The sequence below is a fragment of the Acinetobacter sp. RUH 2624 genome (assembly GCF_000162375.2).
In the GTDB taxonomy this organism is placed as follows: Bacteria; Pseudomonadota; Gammaproteobacteria; order Pseudomonadales; family Moraxellaceae; genus Acinetobacter; species Acinetobacter nosocomialis.
In genome coordinates this window covers 53264-71864 of the sequence record NZ_KI391940.1, presented here as the reverse complement: position 1 = coordinate 71864, position 18601 = coordinate 53264, and the positions used below count along the sequence as shown (strand labels likewise).

Annotated in this window: 16 protein-coding genes and 2 pseudogenes; 8 read left to right on the top strand and 10 right to left on the bottom strand. The window is 38.4% G+C overall.

Features of this window, described 5'->3' with window-relative positions; translation table 11 throughout:
• Window positions 1-2: 2 nt before the first annotated feature.
• Entirely contained in the window at window positions 3-1310 is a 1308-nt protein-coding gene (locus HMPREF0014_RS22425; protein WP_016805982.1) for a cation diffusion facilitator family transporter, read from the bottom strand.
• Window positions 1311-1385: 75 nt separating this feature from the next.
• Between HMPREF0014_RS22425 and cadR the strand changes: the two genes are divergently transcribed.
• Window positions 1386-1778: a Cd(II)/Pb(II)-responsive transcriptional regulator gene (cadR, locus tag HMPREF0014_RS22420; protein ID WP_000480875.1), complete on the top strand. Its 393-nt coding sequence runs from the start codon at window positions 1386-1388 to the stop codon at window positions 1776-1778.
• Window positions 1779-1931: 153 nt separating this feature from the next.
• Window positions 1932-2048, top strand: a pseudogene (locus HMPREF0014_RS25670) (FAD-dependent pyridine nucleotide-disulfide oxidoreductase); the annotation flags it as partial.
• A gap of 144 nt (window positions 2049-2192) precedes the next feature.
• Here HMPREF0014_RS25670 and HMPREF0014_RS0206610 read toward each other — a convergent pair.
• From HMPREF0014_RS0206610 to HMPREF0014_RS22405, 3 genes and pseudogenes are all read right to left on the bottom strand, one after another.
• Complete coding sequence (locus HMPREF0014_RS0206610; RefSeq protein ID WP_227501437.1) at window positions 2193-3011, bottom strand: restriction endonuclease; 819 nt, start codon at window positions 3009-3011, stop codon at window positions 2193-2195.
• Between the two features lie 242 nt (window positions 3012-3253).
• Window positions 3254-4419 (bottom strand): IS3-like element ISAba22 family transposase gene (locus tag HMPREF0014_RS22415; protein WP_085940844.1). Its coding sequence is split into 2 segments (ribosomal slippage): window positions 3254-4161 and window positions 4161-4419, totalling 1167 coding nucleotides; the frame shifts between segments, so codons are not numbered across the junction.
• Between the two features lie 65 nt (window positions 4420-4484).
• Window positions 4485-5210: pseudogene (locus HMPREF0014_RS22405) on the bottom strand (EamA family transporter); the annotation flags it as partial.
• A 239-nt stretch (window positions 5211-5449) separates the two neighbouring features.
• Here HMPREF0014_RS22405 and HMPREF0014_RS22400 point away from each other — a divergent pair.
• Genes HMPREF0014_RS22400 through HMPREF0014_RS22390 form a run of 3 tightly spaced genes read left to right on the top strand, consistent with a single transcriptional unit; the run spans window position 5450 to window position 8370 of the window.
• On the top strand, window positions 5450-6577 hold the full coding sequence (locus tag HMPREF0014_RS22400; protein ID WP_004883185.1) for a Re/Si-specific NAD(P)(+) transhydrogenase subunit alpha: 1128 nt from the start codon (window positions 5450-5452) through the stop codon (window positions 6575-6577).
• 11 nt (window positions 6578-6588) lie between these two features.
• Window positions 6589-6903, top strand: coding sequence for a proton-translocating transhydrogenase family protein (locus tag HMPREF0014_RS22395; RefSeq protein WP_000230434.1), 315 nt, complete (start codon window positions 6589-6591; stop codon window positions 6901-6903).
• A gap of 12 nt (window positions 6904-6915) precedes the next feature.
• The gene (locus tag HMPREF0014_RS22390) at window positions 6916-8370 is read left to right on the top strand and encodes an NAD(P)(+) transhydrogenase (Re/Si-specific) subunit beta (protein WP_000394402.1); all 1455 of its coding nucleotides are present in this window, start codon (window positions 6916-6918) and stop codon (window positions 8368-8370) included.
• A gap of 51 nt (window positions 8371-8421) precedes the next feature.
• On the opposite strand, the gene HMPREF0014_RS22385 is transcribed toward HMPREF0014_RS22390, so the two are convergent.
• A complete protein-coding gene (locus HMPREF0014_RS22385; RefSeq protein WP_006581377.1) occupies window positions 8422-9243 on the bottom strand; it encodes an SDR family NAD(P)-dependent oxidoreductase in 822 nt (273 codons plus the stop codon).
• Between the two features lie 240 nt (window positions 9244-9483).
• Between HMPREF0014_RS22385 and HMPREF0014_RS22380 the strand changes: the two genes are divergently transcribed.
• Window positions 9484-10752, top strand: a complete 1269-nt coding sequence (locus tag HMPREF0014_RS22380; RefSeq protein WP_006581376.1) for a hypothetical protein — start codon at window positions 9484-9486, stop codon at window positions 10750-10752.
• A 46-nt stretch (window positions 10753-10798) separates the two neighbouring features.
• On the opposite strand, the gene rsfS is transcribed toward HMPREF0014_RS22380, so the two are convergent.
• The 5 genes from rsfS to HMPREF0014_RS22355 all read right to left on the bottom strand — a co-directional run bounded on the left by rsfS (window position 10799) and on the right by HMPREF0014_RS22355 (window position 16663).
• Window positions 10799-11200, bottom strand: a complete 402-nt coding sequence (gene rsfS / locus HMPREF0014_RS22375) for a ribosome silencing factor (RefSeq protein ID WP_001047580.1) — start codon at window positions 11198-11200, stop codon at window positions 10799-10801.
• A gap of 81 nt (window positions 11201-11281) precedes the next feature.
• Window positions 11282-12076: a TIM barrel protein gene (locus HMPREF0014_RS22370; RefSeq protein WP_004710585.1), complete on the bottom strand. Its 795-nt coding sequence runs from the start codon at window positions 12074-12076 to the stop codon at window positions 11282-11284.
• 16 nt (window positions 12077-12092) lie between these two features.
• Complete coding sequence (locus tag HMPREF0014_RS22365) at window positions 12093-12959, bottom strand: NAD(P)-dependent oxidoreductase (protein WP_006581374.1); 867 nt, start codon at window positions 12957-12959, stop codon at window positions 12093-12095.
• An 11-nt stretch (window positions 12960-12970) separates the two neighbouring features.
• Window positions 12971-13759 (bottom strand): crotonase/enoyl-CoA hydratase family protein, encoded by a 789-nt coding sequence (locus HMPREF0014_RS22360; protein ID WP_006581373.1) that lies wholly within the window; start codon window positions 13757-13759, stop codon window positions 12971-12973.
• Between the two features lie 96 nt (window positions 13760-13855).
• Window positions 13856-16663 carry an ATP-binding protein gene (locus tag HMPREF0014_RS22355; protein WP_006581372.1) on the bottom strand — a complete coding sequence of 936 codons (2808 nt, stop codon included), beginning with the start codon at window positions 16661-16663 and terminating at the stop codon, window positions 13856-13858.
• A gap of 172 nt (window positions 16664-16835) precedes the next feature.
• On the opposite strand from HMPREF0014_RS22355, the gene cysM reads away from it, so the two are divergent.
• Together cysM and HMPREF0014_RS22345 are read left to right on the top strand one after the other, a co-directional pair.
• The gene (cysM, locus tag HMPREF0014_RS22350; protein WP_002054567.1) at window positions 16836-17768 is read left to right on the top strand and encodes a cysteine synthase CysM; all 933 of its coding nucleotides are present in this window, start codon (window positions 16836-16838) and stop codon (window positions 17766-17768) included.
• Between the two features lie 12 nt (window positions 17769-17780).
• On the top strand, window positions 17781-18599 hold the full coding sequence (locus HMPREF0014_RS22345; RefSeq protein WP_004710576.1) for a 3'-5' exonuclease: 819 nt from the start codon (window positions 17781-17783) through the stop codon (window positions 18597-18599).
• Window positions 18600-18601: the final 2 nt, after the last annotated feature.

Here is an 18601-nt window from a genome sequence, read left to right as displayed (position 1 = left end):
TCTTATTTCAATGCCAAAATTTTTCGAGCACCGTTAAGTACGAAAAGCGAAACAATTATTCCTATAACAAGATCTGGATATGCGGAACCTGTCAAAGCCACAAGGAAGCCAGCAATAATTACACCTAGATTCACAATCACATCATTAGCTGAGAAAATCCAACTTGCTTTCATATGTGCTCCACCATCTTTATGTCCAGAGATTAGATAAAGACAGGCAACATTCGCAATTAGTGCAAAAAAGCCGATTACAATCATTAATAAAGATTCAGGCTCACTACCTAATACAAAACGTCTAATTACATCGACAATTACAGTTATTGCGAGAAATAATTGAATCCAACCCGCAAAATGCGCGGCTTTAACTTGATACTTTGCAGCTTTACCTACAGCATAAAGTGCAATCCCATAAACAGCAGCATCTGCAAACATATCAAGAGAGTCTGCGATTAACCCTGTAGATGCAGCAATTAGTCCACTAATAAATTCAATAACGAAAAGTGCAGCATTAATAGCTAAAAGAATTTTTAAAACTTTTGCTTGTTCAGACGTATCTGCTTTTTCAGGCATTTCACCCACAGAGGTGGCGGTACTTTCAAGTTTGGCTCCAAAACCAAGTGCTTCAAGTTTGCTAGTAATTTCATTAAGACCATCATTATGAAAAACTTTCAATTTCCGATTAGGTAAATCAAATGTTAGTCCTTTGATCTCATTTACTGGAGACAATGCCATACGAACCATTTGCTCCTCAGCAGAGCAATCCATTTTCGGAATCAGAAACGTACTGATTTCTTTTGCATGCTCTTTATTTACATAGGCTTCAGTTTTATTTAATTTTGCTCCAAACCCAAGAGCTTCAAGTTTTGCAGTGATTTCATTACTTTTACCATTATGCATAACTTTTAGGTTTCGATTCGGCAAATCAAAAACTAGCCTCTTAACATTTACCAAAGAAGATAAAGTCATCCGAACCATTTGTTCCTCTGCGGAACAATCCATTTTAGGGATTTTATAGTCACTGATGAAAGTCGCTACATCCTCATTATCATTAACTGTCTCAGGTGAACTTATCGAATCTGGGGTACAACATGAGTTTGACTGCGTAGAACATGGCTGAGTACTAGCACAAGGATCTTTTTCATCTGGCTTAGATTGTTGTGGTAATTCATTACCACAACAAGAACTTTTACTTTCTTCAGCAGTTAAATCTTTACTGTTACCAGAATTTTTTTCTGATTCATTTTGATTTTGCTTAGTGTCTTCACAAGAATTTTCTTTATTACAACCGCAACCACTCATTGATGTGCCCATAGTCATATCTTTACTTATTGCATATTAAAATCTCTATAGCTACTATAGAGTCAAGTTGGATTTTGAGTATTTCTAATGTTTATGAAGATAGGAGAGCTCTCTGAAAAAACGTCGTGCTCAGTACTGACAATACGGTTTTATGAAAAAGAAGGTCTAATCCCGCAACCTGATCGAACTCAAGGTAACTATAGACTATATACTGAAGATTACATTGATCGGTTGAAATTCATTGTGAATTGTCGTTCTTTGAATATGAACTTAATTGAAATCAAAAAATTACTAAATTATAAGGATCTACCTAATCTAAATTGTTCTGATGTGAATGAGCTTATCGATTCACATATTAACGATGTAGAGGAAAATATTCGGAATCAGCAGAAACTCATACAGCAGCTATTAGAAATAAGAAAGACTTGTGATGGGTTATGTACAGTGGAAAAATGTGGTGTACTGAAGAAGTTAGCCTGAATAAAAAGTTAGTGATCACATTTGTCTCTCAAACTTACTGATACGTATATTGGCTTATTTAATATTATTGCTAAATTCTTAATCTAAAATGAACTGTTTACAGCAGTTTTTCAAATTTAACTAGCTTATTTAATGGATTGTATTTTGCAGACCATCTGGCTAGTTGGTTATGGTGAATGGACAGGCATGACATCGGCAACATTAATTGGGGTTTCTAGAACTGCCAGAGCAGTAGTCGATGAAATAGTTGTCTATTTAGCCATAGATTAAATAGTTGAAGGGGGAGATAAATTACTTACTCCCCAGAAAACATCTCATTTACTCATTGTTAAATACCTAATCGATGAAAACTAGATTATCAAAGGTTTGAGTTCTGTTAGGTGGGAGGGCTTGAAGGTAATTGGTATCCAAAATTTATAAATCGAAATTTTCATACCAGCTAGCCCAACTGTTTAGCTTTTTACCTGCATACTCCACAGTACCTTCAGCCCACTTAATATCATGCTTATCCCTCAGGAGCTGCCCAACGAATGATGCAGTTAATTTTTTAGTTCCTGAATACAGTTTCTTTATTAATATGGTTTCTTGGATACTTAACTCATTTGAAATCGCATCGTAAAGATAAGATTCGATATCTTCAACATCTCTAATTTTATTATCATCATCAACTAAATTATATCTCTTGAAAATTTCCACAGCTTTGGCATTACTACTACCATTTTTGTATTCAGAAATTTTCTTACCCTTAAGTTCATTATAAATATTTATAGTTAATTGAGGACTATTTCTTGGTATGAAAAAAGAAGATTGCTGGCGTCTAACGTTACTGACAGATGTTTTTACAGAACCTATATCTTTATAAAACCATGTGTATGTTTCAATTGACCGAGATAAAAAGCCCGTAATTTCTAGCCATTTACACATTCTGATAGCATAGTATCTCCATGTTTTATCTGCATAATCATTGTTAGAGTAAATACTTTTCATTAAGTCTATAAAGAAAGCCAAAGTAATATTTGTACCGTTAGGTAAGTCCTTTAAACTTAAAGTAATAATATGTTTTTTAAATTTTTCTCTCATTAATGAGAGAATACTTTCCATGGAATTCCCTGTAGCTAATATTTCCTCTGACAATGAATATTGGCTATTCTCCCTTACTGCAATGCCAAATGTCAGTAAGTCTGTACCAATATTTTGAATAGTACCATCAGATAAATTCGTTTTAATTTCCAATTCGGGAATGGAAATTGGAGTGCCTGTTAAATGTTGCGCTACATTCCAGATAGCAAGAAAATCATTTGATGGTAAATAGCGAAGAGAAATAATAGGAATACTCTCTGTTAATATATATTCTCTAAAAATATCCCAATAAATATTTAATCTAATACCACTTTTAATGATTAGTCGTTTATGAAGCAGGTTTGTGACTACATTGATATACGCTGAATTATCAGGAGACTTTCCCTTGGGAGATTCTAGGCAGCCAATTTATAAAAGTCTTCGGCCATTTGATTTGGTGTCTTAAAACCCAAACCCTTTTGAATTCTTCGATGATTATAAAATAACTCAATGTATTTTATAATATCTGCTTTGGCTTCTTCTCTGGTTTGATAGTTGTAATGATGCACTAACTCATTTTTCAGTATTCCCCAAAAGCTTTCAATCGGTGCATTATCGTAACAGTCTCCGCGCTTGCTCATTGAACCTTGAAAACCATATTGCTCAAGTATATTTCGATATTCATGGCTGCAATATTGACTTCCTCTGTCTGAATGCACAATCAGTTCTTTGGTTGGTTTTTGATTGTGAATAGCCATATTTAGCGCATTACAAACAAGCTGTGTTGTCATGCGCTCATTTAAGCTATAGCCAACCACTTGCTTCGTGTAAAGGTCTTTTACCGCTGCTAAATACAGCCATCCTTCAACAGTCCATATGTACGTAATATCACTTGACCATGCTTGATTTGGTCTAGTCATTGAGAATTGTTGCTCCAGCAGGTTTTCATAGATCGCTCGATTATGGTCACTATTCGTAGTCCTTTTAAAACGCTTGTGTCGCTTACAATACAGGTGGTTCAGCGCTTTTATCTGACGTACAGCGTACATACTCATTTTTATACCCTGAGCTTGTAAGTATTTGGTTAATCGAATATAACCATAGCTCTGCCTTGTCTCCTCATGGGCTATTTTCACCAATATCGTCTGTTGATTTCGTTGAATCGTTCTTTTGCTCACGCCTCTCTTGAGCCAATCATAAAAACATGAAACTGAAACATGAAGTAATCGAGCCATTAAGGTAATTGGAAAAGAATATCTTTTTTGTTTCATATAGGCGTACCTTACTGACTTTCTTTGGCAAAGTACGCTGCTGCCTTTTTTAAAAATTCACGTTCCATTTCAGCTATTTTGAGCTGTTGTTTGAGTTTTTTATTTTCTTCGAGTAGAGCGTTTAGATCAGGTGAATACTGTTTTGTACCTGCTAAAGTTCCAGCCTTTGCTTTGGTATTCCAATTTGAAAGAGTTTGCATTGAAATGCTAAGTTGTCTAGCTGTTTCCGAGACATTGCCTTGATTGGCTTCAATTAATTTGATGGCTTCAGCTTTAAATTCTGTGGTGTAAGTCTTGTGTTTCTTGCTCATGGTAAACTCCTGATGAGTGTGTTTAGTTTACCAAGTTAAAACCTCCTGTTTTTTCAGCACACATCAGGTAAGACAGTGACTAAAAAGCCTAAGCCGATTCCATACCAAATTACACTTGAGGGGAGTTGTAATATTAATTGAATAGGGTGAGGAGTACTTAGTGCATAATGTGTTAATGCCCCAATACAGGCCACAGTTAACGCTAAACCTGTGAAATTCCAAGAACCAAATTTTTTAATTAATGGTGGGGTTAGGAGTAAATAACCGGCAAATGCTACAGCACTTGCAAATACAAAACTTGTTCCTAGCCAGAAATTGCCCTGAATTGGTGCGTTGTTGTGTTCTTGGAGCATCACTAGCACAGTTCCACCATAACTAAGAAAAATGGCGATTAAACTTTTTATATCTAATTTTTGTTTGTAGAGCAGGCTTGATGCAATCACGGTAAGTGTTGGATATAAAAATAAGATAATTCGCTCTAAAGAAGCACTAATAAACATAAGGCCCATGAAATCAAGCCAGCTGGCAAAGTAGTAGCCTAATAGACCGGCAAAAATTAAAATTAGCCAATCCTTCTTTTTTATGCCCTGATTATGATGCCTATTGAACCAGCAAATTAATAGAAAGAACGGTAAGGCGCTTAGCATACGTAAAGCCATCAGGACTGTACCGTCTACTAATGGAGAAAGGGCATAAGTTTGTTTAATAAAGATTGCTTTTGTGCTGAATAGAAAAGCAGAACAAAGCGCGAAAAAAGACCCAATTTGAAACGAAGATAAAGAAATTTTCATATACAGGACTGTATAAGAGAGACTATTGTCTGCAAAAAAAAGAAAAATCTTCCTATATTACACCTCAAGTCAAATATCGTGAATCATCAGTTCAAAATATGGGTATTTATTAAATAAATAGTGGGTGGTATTTTCAAAAAGTTCAATTAGAATCCAAATTCTGTACAAAGAATACACATGGGGGAAACATTGCGGGTTGCAATGTTTTTGACAATGAGAAATTAGCTTGAGGAACGCTCATGCAGATCGGAATCCCAACCGAAACTGTCGTCGGTGAAAATCGTGTAGCTGCTACGCCAGAGACAGTAAAGAAGTTGATTAGCGCTGGTCATAGCGTTGTGATTGAACGTGGTGCTGGTGTAAAGGCTGCGTACATTGACAGTGCTTATGAACAGGTCGGTGCAACCATTACGGATGATGCCTATACGGGTAGTCAAATTATTTTGAAAGTTCGTGCGCCACAAGGCGGGGAAATTCAAAAACTTGCAGCAAATACAGCTGTTGTAGCAATGTTTGATCCTTATCGTAATACCGAGCTAGATCAGTTTGCGAATCAGCAAGTGTCTGCTTTTGCTCTGGAATTGCTTCCTCGTACGCTTTCTCGTGCACAAAACATGGATGTGTTGTCTTCTCAGGCAAACTTGGCTGGTTATAAATCAGTTTTGCTTGCGGCTGCCGAATATCAACGCATGTTCCCAATGCTGATGACTGCTGCTGGTACTGTAAAGCCAGCACGTGTTGTGATTATGGGTGTTGGGGTTGCGGGCCTTCAAGCGATTGCTACAGCAAAACGTTTGGGTGCTGTTGTTGAAGCAACAGATTTACGTCCAACAGCTAAAGATCAAGTTGAGTCTTTAGGTGGTAAGTGGTTAGACGTACCAATGTCTGAAGAAGAACAGCAACGTGCAGCAGATGCAGCAAAAAATGGTTATGGCTGGATGCCGGGTGAGCAATACATCAAAGACCAAGCTGCGATTGTGGATAAAGCTGTGTCGAATGCCGATATCGTGATTACAACAGCATTGTTGCCGGGTCGTGATGCGCCGCGTCTGATTAAAGCTGAAACTGTTGCCAAAATGAAGCCGGGCTCTGTCATTTTAGATATGGCAGTTGAAACGGGTGGTAACGTTGAAGGTTCTAAAGTTGGCGAAACTGTTGTGACTGAAAATGGCGTGAAAATTTTGGGTATTCCAAATATTCCAGCCACTGTTGCGACAGAAGCTTCTGCATTATATGCACGTAACGTTTTCAATTTCGTAGAGACTTTATTCGACAAAGAGAAAAACTTTGCGATTAATCAAGAAGACGAAATCCAAAAAGCCCTATTGGTCACTCATGGCGGTCAAGTGCTGCTTAAGCGTGGTTAAGGAGATTTCTCATGGTTGAAACTATTACAATTTTCGTCCTTGCCATCTTCGTAGGTTATTACGTAGTTTGGGGTGTTACACCAGCTTTACATACGCCACTTATGGCGGTAACTAACGCATTGTCATCAATTATTGTTGTTGGTGCGATGTTGCAAACAGTCGGGCTGCCTGTACTTGGTGTAGATGCAAATGTTGCATTTCAAAGTGTGAATGTTGTAAGCGTACTTGGTGCGATTGCGGTATTTTTGGCAAGCATTAATATTTTCGGCGGCTTCGCAGTAACTGCACGCATGTTGGAAATGTTCAAGCCTAAGCAAAAGAAATAAGAGGGCTTTGACATGGAATTTATTCAAGCAAATGCAAACTGGTTGTACCTTGTAGGCGCAATTCTCTTTATCTTGACGCTTCGCGGTCTATCTGGTCCTAAAACAGCAATTCAAGGTAACCGTTACGGTATGATCGCAATGGCGATTGCAGTTGTAACAACCTTCTTTGTTGCCAACAACCCAGTTATTTGGATGATTGGCGGTGCAATGGTGCTTGGCGCGATTGTGGGTATTGCCCGTGCACGTACTGTACCAATGACTCAAATGCCTGAAACTGTTGCACTTATGCACTCATTAGTAGGTTTGGCTGCAGTTTTAATTGCAGTTGCTGCAATTTTGCATAACAACCAGCTTACAGCATTGTTTGCTCAAAACGAGGCGGCATTAACAGCGGCTGGCGTGCAACATGCGCACATGAGTAAAGTTCATTTATTTGAATTGTTTGTGGGCTGTTTCGTTGGTGCGATTACCTTCACAGCATCTGTATTTGCTTACGGTAAATTGGCTGCGAAAAAATGGGCTAAAACAATTTCTGGTGCATGGGTTAAACCTGTTCAAGCGCTTATCTTTGTTGCGATGTTGGCTTGTGGTTTCTACTTCTTCACAACTGGTAATATGACTGCTTTCTGGGCAATGACAGCACTTGCACTTGCATTTGGCTGGGTATGGATTGCACCGGTAGGTGGTGGTGACATGCCTGTGGTGGTATCGCTTCTTAACTCGTTCTCTGGTTGGGCAGCGGCAGGTATTGGTTTTACCCTTGAAAATAACATGTTGATTGTTGCGGGTTCGCTTGTAGGTTCATCTGGTGCGATTCTGTCATACATCATGTGTAAAGCAATGAACCGTTCAATCATCAACGTATTGTTTGGTGGTGCAATGGGTGGTGCGGCAGTTTCTACAGCGGCTAAAGGTGAACAAGTTCAACGTAACTACCGTTCAGGTTCTGCTGATGATGCTGGCTTCTTGATGTCAAATGCAGACAGTGTTGTGATTGTACCGGGTTATGGTATGGCGCAAGGTCGTGCACAAAATGCTGTGAAAGAGCTGTGTGAAATTCTAAAAGAGCAAGGTGTTCGTGTTCGTTTCGCTATTCACCCAGTTGCAGGTCGTATGCCTGGTCATATGAACGTATTGCTTGCTGAAGCAGACGTAGCCTATGAAGATATCTTGGAAATGGATGAGATTAACTCTGACTTCCCGGCAACTGACGTAGTACTTGTTATTGGTGCAAACGACGTTGTGAACCCTGCTGCAAAAGATGACCCAGGTTCACCAATTTATGGTATGCCGATTCTTGAAGCACATAAAGCACGTACAATCATGGTGATTAAGCGCTCTATGGCGACCGGTTATGCAGGTCTTGATAATGACTTGTTCTATAACGAAAAAACTATGATGATCTTTGGTGATGCTAAGAAAGTTGTTGAAGATATGACTAAAGCAATTAACGGTACAGGCCACTAAGTTGCTTTGAAATAAAAAACCACCTTCGGGTGGTTTTTTGCTTTTTGGGATTTAAAGAAACTTTTCTACTAAGTCCATTGATTGTTGGTAGAGGTCGCGTGCCAGTTGCTGGTTTTTGGCATGTGACGATTTCCAGTCAGGCATATGCGCGCTGACATATTCGCCATTGCGGTTTTGCCATGATTCTCCAATCGCCATTTCTGTTATGAGCTTTGCAGGAACTGATGTTGGAACTAAACCTACTTTCATGGCTGCATAAACTGGTTTTGGTAAGTCGCGATAAATATCGGAGGCAACACCACCAGGGTGTAGTGCATTATTGGTAATTGAACTGTCTGCTAGTCGTTCAGCTAATGCGTTGCTGAACAGTAAGTTTGCAAGCTTGGATTGTCCATAATAGAACAGGGGGTTGTAAAAACCTTCTGCACGAAATTTATTAGGTTTAATTGAGCCAACCCAGTGAGCAATAGAGGCAAGATGAACAATGCGTGCTTTAGGTGACTGTTTTAAAGCCGGAAGTAACTTTTGAGTAAGTAGGAAATGACCTAAATAATTAACGCCAAATTGTTGCTCAAAACCATCTGCGGTGAGCTGTTTTGTTTTTGCAAATAGCCCGGCATTATTAATAAGCACATCAAGGCTGCCATATTTATCTGTAATTTCATCAGCAGCTTTTCGCGTTAGCTCAAGGCTATTCAGATCAAGAGAAACGATATCAACTTGTCCTTGGTTGAGTGAGCGTAGTTTGTTTTGTGCCTCTTGTGCTTTTTGAGGATTTCGGCATGCCAAAATCACATGTTGTCCTTGTTTTACAAGTTGTTCGGCTGTGGCAAAACCAATACCTGTGTTGGCGCCTGTAATGAGTATTTTCACTTTTTAGTGCTCCGGTTATGCTATTTATTGATGAGACTTTAAGAATGGTTATAGTGCTGTAATTTTGACAATTTGTCATGTCAAATTTAAGTAAGATTGATGACTAGCTCGTAAGGTAGGCTTATAAGAAAATGATAACTCTATTATTCTATAATTTTCTGGAAATATTAAAATCTAACTTTTTAATTTTATTGAATTAAGTTTAATATATTGATCTTTAAAATTTATAAATCAAATAAAATGAACATAGATGAGATTAGGGTAAAAATTAATCAACTTTATCTTTGGGATGGTTACCAGCGCGAAGCTGCACTCCGACAATTATCAGGATGTTTCGAGCCATCTTTATTTCCACATTTGCTACGTAAATTAAGTGATTATGTGCAAGTTAATAGGCATCTCGCAGCTCGTCATTTATTAGAGTGGGCAGAACGGTCAGATTGTGCGGATTTATGTATCACTTATTTTTTAGACATTGAAGCAATTAAGGGAAGAATTCGAATTGTAGGAGAGATTGAAGATATATTGATGGATAAAATTCATCAAAATTTAGATAAAGTAAAATTGGTTTTATTGTCTAAACAGGGGAAATTGAGTAGAGCTTTATTTAATTATATCCAATCTAACCAATTAATTATTGAATCAGAGTTGCTTGAGATTGCTAAAAATGCAAATGATCAGTGGATTAGGTACTATTGGATTAAGTTTGCTGTAAAGCAGAATCTAGACTTTTTAAAGTCGGAATTTCGACAATCAAAATATGTAGATGTAAAAAAAGTTCTTTTGAATCGTTTGTTGGAATTAGATGCATTAGATAATGAAATTTTGCTGTTTGCTTTAAATAGTAAGTACTTATCTATTGTGGATTTTGCTATCTTTGTATTGAAAAATCGTAATTTTGATTTTAATAACTATTTTATGCAATTTCAAAATAATCAGCTTGAGAATACAAGTGTAAAAAAATGCTTATTACAAATGATAATTTTAGAATGGAATAAACAGGATTTTTATTTATATATAGATAAGTTAAATGATAAGTCTATTTTATTTATGATTTTATATAGAGCGCTTAGAATGAAGTATATTTCATTGGGCGAAGTAATTAATTTGTTCTATCGTAAAAAATTAAAGCTTCCATTTTATTTGCTTCAGAAAATTACTAAGTTGAGTACTGAGCTTAAAGAGGTAGACGAACTTTATTTACTAACTACAACACCAATTAGCTTTGTACAAAGATTAGAATTTTCTGAGAACTTATCTTTTTGGGGTAAAGTGGAGTGGTTGATTCATATCGAGAAATATTGTCAAACAGATGATGAAAAGGATGTGTTGAGGGATTCTATTAAAATGGTACTGAATTTGGCTAAATACCAATACTATGGCCCTTTATGGAAAAAAGAGGACAAGGAAATATATTGGATCTTGTTTCAAAATATGGGGAATATTTTAAATCTCATAGAAATATACCCACAAGAATATGAAAATTTAAAAAAACTAATAACCAAATGATATTAAAAAAGCGGCTCAAAAGAGCCGCTTTTTTAAAAGCAAAATTTTATGCGACTGACTCTGGGGCAGTACGCCATAAGCTTTCTAAATCATAGAATTTGCGGGCAGTTGGTAGCATCACGTGTACTACAACAAAACCAAGATCAATTAAGATCCATTCGGCATCTCGTTCGCCTTCAACGCCAATCGGGCGGAAACCAGCTTTTCGAGCTTCTTCTGCAACATTGTCAGCAAGTGCTTTGACGTGACGAGTAGATGTACCACTCGCAATGACAATAGCATCCGCAACGTTGCTAATAGAACTAACATCTAACTGTAGAATATCTTTTGCTTTTACATCAACTAAAGCGTCATGGACGACTTTGAGACAAGCTTGTACGTCTTTATTTGAGGTGTTCATTGCGAAATCGTGAGAATTAGACACGCTGGGCGATGGTTCTAAATTCATATAGGGTATATTTTCCTGACAATTACTCACTATCTAATATAGTGGTTTTCACTCAGAATTTCAAACAAAACTAGTAACAGTTTATATATTTACATCATCCGAAAAGTATTTCTTTTTCCATGTAAATGACTGATTTGACCCGTTTTTAGGTTTATATTCTGCTGCAATGTAACCGTCATACGTGCTTTGTTTAATCCATGAAAAAATTTGCTCATAAGGGATTTGAGCCGTATCGGGTTCATGGCGTCCAGGACAGTCTGCAAACTGAATATGGCCAATCTGGTGAATATTTTCTTGTAACCCTTCAAGTACATCTTCACCCATCATCGCCATGTGATAACAGTCATATTGCATTTTTAAAGCAGGGTGGTTGACTGCTTCAAGCATCTCTTGGGCTTGGGCAATGTTCTGTACTAAAAAGCGTGGCATATCTGTGCCATTAATCATTTCAAATACAGGTTCAATGTCGTGTTCTGTAAGTAAATCACAAGCTAGCTTTAAGTTGCTTGCAAGTGTTTTAAGGCAAGGAAGTAAGTCAGAATCTTGAGGTTGCTTACCTGCCAAAATATTAACACGAGGTACTTTTAAGGCAGTGGCATAGCGAATAGCTAACTCTAGTGCTTCACGGAATGCTGCTTCTTGGCCAGGTATGCCTGCTAAACCATTTCCGCCTTGCATAAGATCGCCAGCAGGAACATTAATTAAACATAAACTTAGGTTGTAACGTTCAAGTTGGTCTTGAATATCGGAAATGGAAAGTTCGTATGGGAATTGGATTTCTACATGTTCAAAGCCCTCTGCATGGGCTAATGCAAAGCGTTCAATTAAAGAAACTTCGGTAAAAATCATGGATAAGTTAACGGCAAGACGACCCATACACAAACTCCGTTTATTATTGCTCTACTAGTTGAATGATAGTAGCTAAATCTTTCTCAGCAAAGCCATTTTTTTGGTGAGTTTGTAGCTGTAATAGAGCTTTTTGTGCAACAGGTATGTCTAAATTAACATTGTTAGCCAATGTTACCGCGTTGTTAAGATCTTTGGATAATGTTTGAACTTTCCACTGAATAGGCTCGAAAGTATGAGTTGCCATGCGTGGTGCAAGTATTTGAAAAGGCTTTGAGTCAGCAAATCCACCTGCTAGGGCGGGAGCGAGTAATGTCGTGTCTACACCTGCGTGGTCTGCTAGTGCTACAGCTTCGGCAATAAGAGCACTATTTGCTGCCACAATCAGCTGATTGCAAATTTTAGTGGCTTGGCCCGTACCTGTATCACCCATACGTGTTACACGTTGAGAGAGTACATTGTAAACAGGTCTCAAAGCTTCAATAGTTTGAGCATCTCCACCTGCAAAAATGACTAGCGTGCCTTGTTCTGCCCCGGCTGTACCGCCTGAAACAGGGGAGTCAATCCATATCACATCTTGTGAAGCAGCACCCTGAGCAAGTGCTTTTGTTGCAGCAACAGACAGGCTTGAGAAATCGACAATAACTTGATTTGCTTTTAAATGAGGCTGAATTTGCTCAAATACGGCTTGCACAGCTTTATCGTCAGCTAGGCAAGTTAAAACTATAGGGTATTGTCCGATGTTTGAAAGATCGAGAGCATGTGCGCCAATATCGATAAGTTCTTCACAAGCAGATGCAGTTCTGTTCCAGACAGCAACTTGAAAACCAGCTTGAATAAGGCGACTAGCCATACGGCTTCCCATAAGTCCTATACCTAAAAAAGCTATAGGAGTATTACGATCAAGATTCATAATCAAAGCTCTTATCTATATTGGCGTGGTAAAAATTTAACTTCCGGATGTTTGTCTTTTTTACGAGCAAGTTTGCTATTTTTACCAAGTAATAATTTAAGTTGCCAGATTTTTTCTAGACGCAATGATTTTTCTGGTTGGTGCTCCATTGCATCTAATACACGTTTTGCAGCAGTCAATGCATCAGGTGAACGTTGTAGCATTTCTAAGGCAATTGCATTCGCTTTTTCTAAAGGGTCCTCGCTTAGATGAGTTACAAGACCAATATCTTTTGCATAGTTTCCGTCAAACACACGGGCAGTTAAGGTGAGTTCTTTGGCAAGGTCAACACCTATCAAACCTTTGAGTGAGCGGGTAAGTCCCATGTCAGGTACTAGTCCCCAGCGACTTTCCATAATCGACATTTTTGTCTCTGGGTGGGCAATACGAATATCGGCAGCCAGTGCAAGTTGCATTCCTGCTCCGAAGCAATAACCTTCAAGTGCAGCAATCACAGGTACAGGTAAGTTTTGCCAAATCAGAAAGGCTTTTTGGAAAAGGCTTTGTCCAGGTTTTACAAGCTCCCAAATCGCAAATGCAGAGTTTTTAGGGTTGTTAAGGTCAGATAAATCAATACCAGCACTAAATACTTGTGCTTCGCCAGTCAAAATTACACAGCGGATATCTCGGTCTTTTTGTATGGCTTTAGCCGTTGAAACGAGTTCTTTGAGGAGGGCAAAACTCATGGCATTACGTTTATCAGGACGGTTTAGATAAACTGTTGCAATACCATTATTTTTTTCAATACGTAAAAGTGCCATGAAATTCCCGCTTATTTTTTTATCGATAAACGGAGCATAACATGGCTTGAAATTGGAAACATGACAGGTCAGTCATGCCTTTTTACAGGTTCTTGTTTAGTCCGGTATAACTAAAATTTGGTGAGCCGCACTTTCAACTTCTTTAATAACAAGACCTAATTCATCGAAACGTCTCATGACTTCTTCAATGAAGCCATCGTCAGCTCTGCGGCGCTCTTTACGTAATGTTGAAACAAATTGCTCGAAGTCACCAGTGACTTGTTGAAGCTTTGGTGTGCCTACATAGCGAGTTGCACCATAGAGGCGGTGCAACACATGTTCGAGTTGAGGAAAGTCTTCAAGCTCAATGAGTTGCTGCATTTCATCTAGCTCGGTTGGGAAACTGTCTATCAACATTTTCAATAAGTCTTGAGCAAGATCTTCTTTATTTGCAGCCAATTGTAGGCTTTGTTGCCAGTTTAATATTTCTGGGTCGAGTGCCTCGGTAACAACATGGTGATCTTTATCTAAAGCTTGTGCAGTGAAATTGTTTTTAGTCCATTGCGTTAAAATCTGAATGATTTGCTCCATTTGAATTGGTTTGGTGACATAGTCATTCATACCAACTTTCAGAAGCTTTTGTTTTTCATCAGCAAGGGCATGGGCTGTTAACGCAATAATTGGAAGCTGCATTTCTCCATCTAGCGTTGACTCTAGTGAACGGATCGCGCGAGTAGTATCAATGCCTGACATAACTGGCATTTGAATATCCATAAACACCAAATCAAACGGTTTGAGTTTTTGGTCAATGCGTTCTTGGATGATATTCAGCGCTTCTTGTCCACTTAAGGCTTTAGTGGTTTTAACATTTAACTCACCTAACAATGCTTCTAAAACAATTAAGTTCGGTAAATGGTCATCGACCGCTAAAATATGTAAACCCTGACCATTAAAGTCTTGTTGTTCCTCTTCAAAAATAGGTTGGTCACTTAATAATTGAATGAGTCCGCTACGGCTTAATGGTTGATAAAGTGGGCGAGCACGATATTCAGTGAGCATGTTTGGCTCAAGGGTCATTTGATAGCCGTAAACTGCTAAGTTGCCCTGATAGCGGCTACGAATTTCTTTAAGCAGAGCTTCTGTATCGCCACTATGATCAACAATAAGCCATGTATTGTCTTTCTGATCGAGGTGTTTTAGGCGGCTAAACAAGTCCAAAATTGATTGAGTTTCAATGTGTGGAACTTGGTAATTTTCAAGATAGTACCGTAAAACACTTGCCGTTGCAGGGTGTGCTAAATAAGACACCACTTGTAAGTGTTCGAAGTGAGGGTGTTCTATCTCATGCTCTTCATCTACAGCAAACTGTGCAGTAAACCAGAATGTTGAACCTTTTTCTGTTGGCGCACGCTCTTGGTTATCTTCAAAACCAATTTGACCATGCATGAGATGAACCAGTTGTTTGGAAATTGCAAGGCCTAAGCCTGTACCACCAAATTGACGGGTAACAGATGCATCACCTTGTGAAAATGACTCAAATAATTTTTTGCGATCAGTACCACTTAAACCAATACCACTGTCTTGAACACTAAAATGCAGCAAACATTGACCAATGTCGTCATGTTCCATACGTACACGAACAATAATTTCGCCGTCTGGAGTGAACTTGATTGCATTTGAAATTAGGTTGGTCAAGATTTGCTTAAAGCGTAAAGCATCTCCAATGACTTCTTGAGGAATGTTGTCTGCATAATAAAATGCCATGGCAATATGCTTTTGCGCAGCCAATGGAGACAGCATATCCATCACATCGAAAATTGCTTCTTCTAAATCAAACGGTGCTGTCTCAAGCTCTAATTTACCTGCATCAATTTTTGAGAAATCTAATACATCGTTAATTAATGCTAATAGATGGGCAGAAGATTTTCGAATAGTCTGTAAATAGAGATTTTGCTCATTACTTAGATTTTGTTGGCGAAGTAGTAAATGAATAAAGCCATCAATACTATTAAGCGGTGTACGAAGCTCATGACTGATATTGGCAAGGAAAACAGATTTTGCCTGATTTGATGAAATGGCTTGGTCACGTGCTTGACGGTAAGTAATGTTTTGAACTTCGAGGGTATCTAATGTTCTACGTAAATCTTCTTCGGTTTGTTCGGTGTGTTCTTTAAGCTCTAAAAAACTAAAATGTAGTCTTTTCACCACACTTGCGATATCACGTTGGAGTAAGCGTAATTCACCCGTACTGTTAATGACCATATGCTGATCTAATGTGTCTGCATTGAGTCGCTGTAGTTGCATCCGAATTTCGTACATTGGTGCAACCCAGCGACGAGAGAAGAAATTTAGACAGAGCAAAAGTAAGAGCAGCGTCATTAAACTCGTAATAACTAAAGCGATCAGAATACGATAACGTGCTAATTCTAGTGGTTGATTATCCATTTCAATCACTAGCCAGACAGGGGTTTTACCTGTGATATTGCTGATGCGAACCCCATAAATATTGTTATTGTTATAAGAGATCGGGCCAAAAAAACTATTGTTTTGCGTAAAGTTAGGCCAATAACGATTATCTCGATAGCCTACACTTAAGTAAGTCTGACCATTACTGTCAATTAAAGCAGCACGCTTGAGATTTTTTTCACTGAACATGCTTTGCATAATATGTTGAGCATGGTCATATTCATCAGGTTTGAGTTCTACTAATGTATAGAGATCTTTAGCGATTTGATTATAACGCGCCAAAATAGCTGAGGCATGATGCAGTTGCTGTTGTTTTGCAGAGTAAGATGTTTCAGTTAAAACCAGAAAAGCACCAACACCAGTTAAAATCATCATGGGCACAAAAATAAGAGCAATCAATTGCCCATATGCATGATTCAGACGTAAGCGTTTCGATAAGGTTTTATTGAAATTAGACATGGCTACATCGGATTGATCTCTCTGTAGGGCATATTATCACGCTTTATTTTAAAACAGACGGCATTTTATAACTGACTGGGCTTTAATCACTTTAATTAAAAAGCATAGTGAAATGGGTGCAGTACCGATCATTTTTTCATACAATAGTGCCACCCCGATTTAGGTGTTGATCATGAGTAATACACAACCTGATTTTTTAGCCGACGAATTTTTGTTAGATCACTATGTAGGTAAAACACCTCTAGTCCGTTTGCAGCGCTTGGCTTGTCACACGCAGGCAACGGTTTTAGCAAAATTGGAAGGTAATAATCCGGCAGGTTCTGTAAAAGATCGCCCTGCATATAACATGATTATGCAGGCAGAAAAGCGTGGTCAAATTAAACCGGGCGATACGTTAATTGAAGCGACTAGCGGCAATACAGGTATTGCTTTGGCTATGGTTGCGGCAATGCGCGGCTATAAAATGAAACTTATCATGCCAAATAACATGAGCCAAGAACGCAAAGATGCGATGTTAGCTTATGGCGCAGAGCTGATAGAAGTGACTCCACAGCAAGGTATGGAAGGCGCACGTGATTTAGCTTTGCAAATGGAAAAAGACGGCAAAGGTCATGTTTTAAACCAGTTTGGTAATCCTGATAATGTTGAAGCTCATTACCTGACGACAGGTCCTGAAATCTGGAAGCAAACGGGTGGTAAAATTACTCACTTTGTAAGCTCAATGGGTACAACCGGTACCATTATGGGTGTTTCTAAGTATTTAAAAGAACAAAATCCAGACATTCAGATTGTGGGCTTACAACCTGCAGACGGTTCAAGTATTGCTGGTATTCGCCGCTGGCCAAAAGAATACTTACCAACAATTTTTGATAGCAGTCGTGTAGACCGAATTATTGATATTCCTCAAATTGAGGCGGAAAAAACCATGCGTAAATTGGCTCGTATGGAAGGTATCAGTGCAGGTACATCTTCAGGTGGTGCAGTTTGGGCATCAATTAAGATTGCAGAAGAAAATCCAGAAGCTGTTATTGTTTGCATTATCTGTGACCGTGGCGACCGCTACTTGTCTACAGGTTTGTTCTCAGTACAGGACGATAACTCATAATTGAGAGAAAGAATGCGTTTCCCAACTTTAGTTTTTGACATTGAAACTTTAACTGATTTAAAAGCGGGAGCGCATTTATATCATCTTGATTTGCCAGAGGCAGATGTTGAACAGGCACTCACAAAAATCCGCCGCCAAGAATCAGGTATGGATTTTCAGCGTTTGCCATTGCATGAAATCGTTTGTATCTCTGGTTTATGGATTGATGAATCGGGCTTTAGACTGTTTTCTTTTAGTCGAGAGCACTATTCAGAAGCTGAAATTTTACAGAAATTTCTATCTATTTTTGACAAGCGCCATCCCACTTTGGTGAGTTGGAATGGCTCACAATTTGATTTGCCGGTTATCTTATTCCGTGCCATGTATCATGGTCTTTCTGCACCGGGGTTGTTCGATCAAGGTGAGCTTGATAGCCAGAAGCGTTTTAATAATTACCAAAACCGTTATCACCACCGTCATATTGATTTAATGGATGTGATGGCAATGTTTAATGGCCGTAATTTCCAGAAACTTGATGAGGTTGCCTGTATTTTAGGTTTACCAGGTAAGCGTGGTGAATCGGGGTATCATGTTCCTGAATATGTACGTGCTCAGCAATGGTTAAAGTTAACCAGTTATTGTGAGGGTGATGTACTCAATACTTGGTTTATTTATTTGCGTTGGTTGTTACTTAAAGGTCAAATCAATGTAGATGAACATAATCATTGGATTAGTTCTAGTATTGAATATTTACAGACTATGCCTCAGCAGGCCGATTTTCTTGAAGTGTGGCAACGTACGTCGAAACATACCGACTTTACATCCCACTATTTTAATCCTTTAGATTTTTAGGT

Bases quoted from the DNA above. Each gene is read 5' to 3' on its own strand.
- HMPREF0014_RS22400 (WP_004883185.1), top strand. From the start codon at position 5,450: ATGCAGATCGGAATCCCAACCGAAACTGTCGTCGGTGAAAATCGTGTA.
- rsfS (WP_001047580.1), bottom strand. From the start codon at position 11,200: ATGAATTTAGAACCATCGCCCAGCGTGTCTAATTCTCACGATTTCGCA.
- HMPREF0014_RS22355 (WP_006581372.1), bottom strand. From the start codon at position 16,663: ATGTCTAATTTCAATAAAACCTTATCGAAACGCTTACGTCTGAATCAT.
- HMPREF0014_RS22380 (WP_006581376.1), top strand. From the start codon at position 9,484: ATGAACATAGATGAGATTAGGGTAAAAATTAATCAACTTTATCTTTGG.
- HMPREF0014_RS22370 (WP_004710585.1), bottom strand. From the start codon at position 12,076: ATGGGTCGTCTTGCCGTTAACTTATCCATGATTTTTACCGAAGTTTCT.
- HMPREF0014_RS22360 (WP_006581373.1), bottom strand. From the start codon at position 13,759: ATGGCACTTTTACGTATTGAAAAAAATAATGGTATTGCAACAGTTTAT.
- HMPREF0014_RS22390 (WP_000394402.1), top strand. From the start codon at position 6,916: ATGGAATTTATTCAAGCAAATGCAAACTGGTTGTACCTTGTAGGCGCA.
- cysM (WP_002054567.1), top strand. From the start codon at position 16,836: ATGAGTAATACACAACCTGATTTTTTAGCCGACGAATTTTTGTTAGAT.
- cadR (WP_000480875.1), top strand. From the start codon at position 1,386: ATGTTTATGAAGATAGGAGAGCTCTCTGAAAAAACGTCGTGCTCAGTA.
- HMPREF0014_RS22345 (WP_004710576.1), top strand. From the start codon at position 17,781: ATGCGTTTCCCAACTTTAGTTTTTGACATTGAAACTTTAACTGATTTA.
- HMPREF0014_RS22395 (WP_000230434.1), top strand. From the start codon at position 6,589: ATGGTTGAAACTATTACAATTTTCGTCCTTGCCATCTTCGTAGGTTAT.
- HMPREF0014_RS22365 (WP_006581374.1), bottom strand. From the start codon at position 12,959: ATGAATCTTGATCGTAATACTCCTATAGCTTTTTTAGGTATAGGACTT.
- HMPREF0014_RS22425 (WP_016805982.1), bottom strand. From the start codon at position 1,310: ATGGGCACATCAATGAGTGGTTGCGGTTGTAATAAAGAAAATTCTTGT.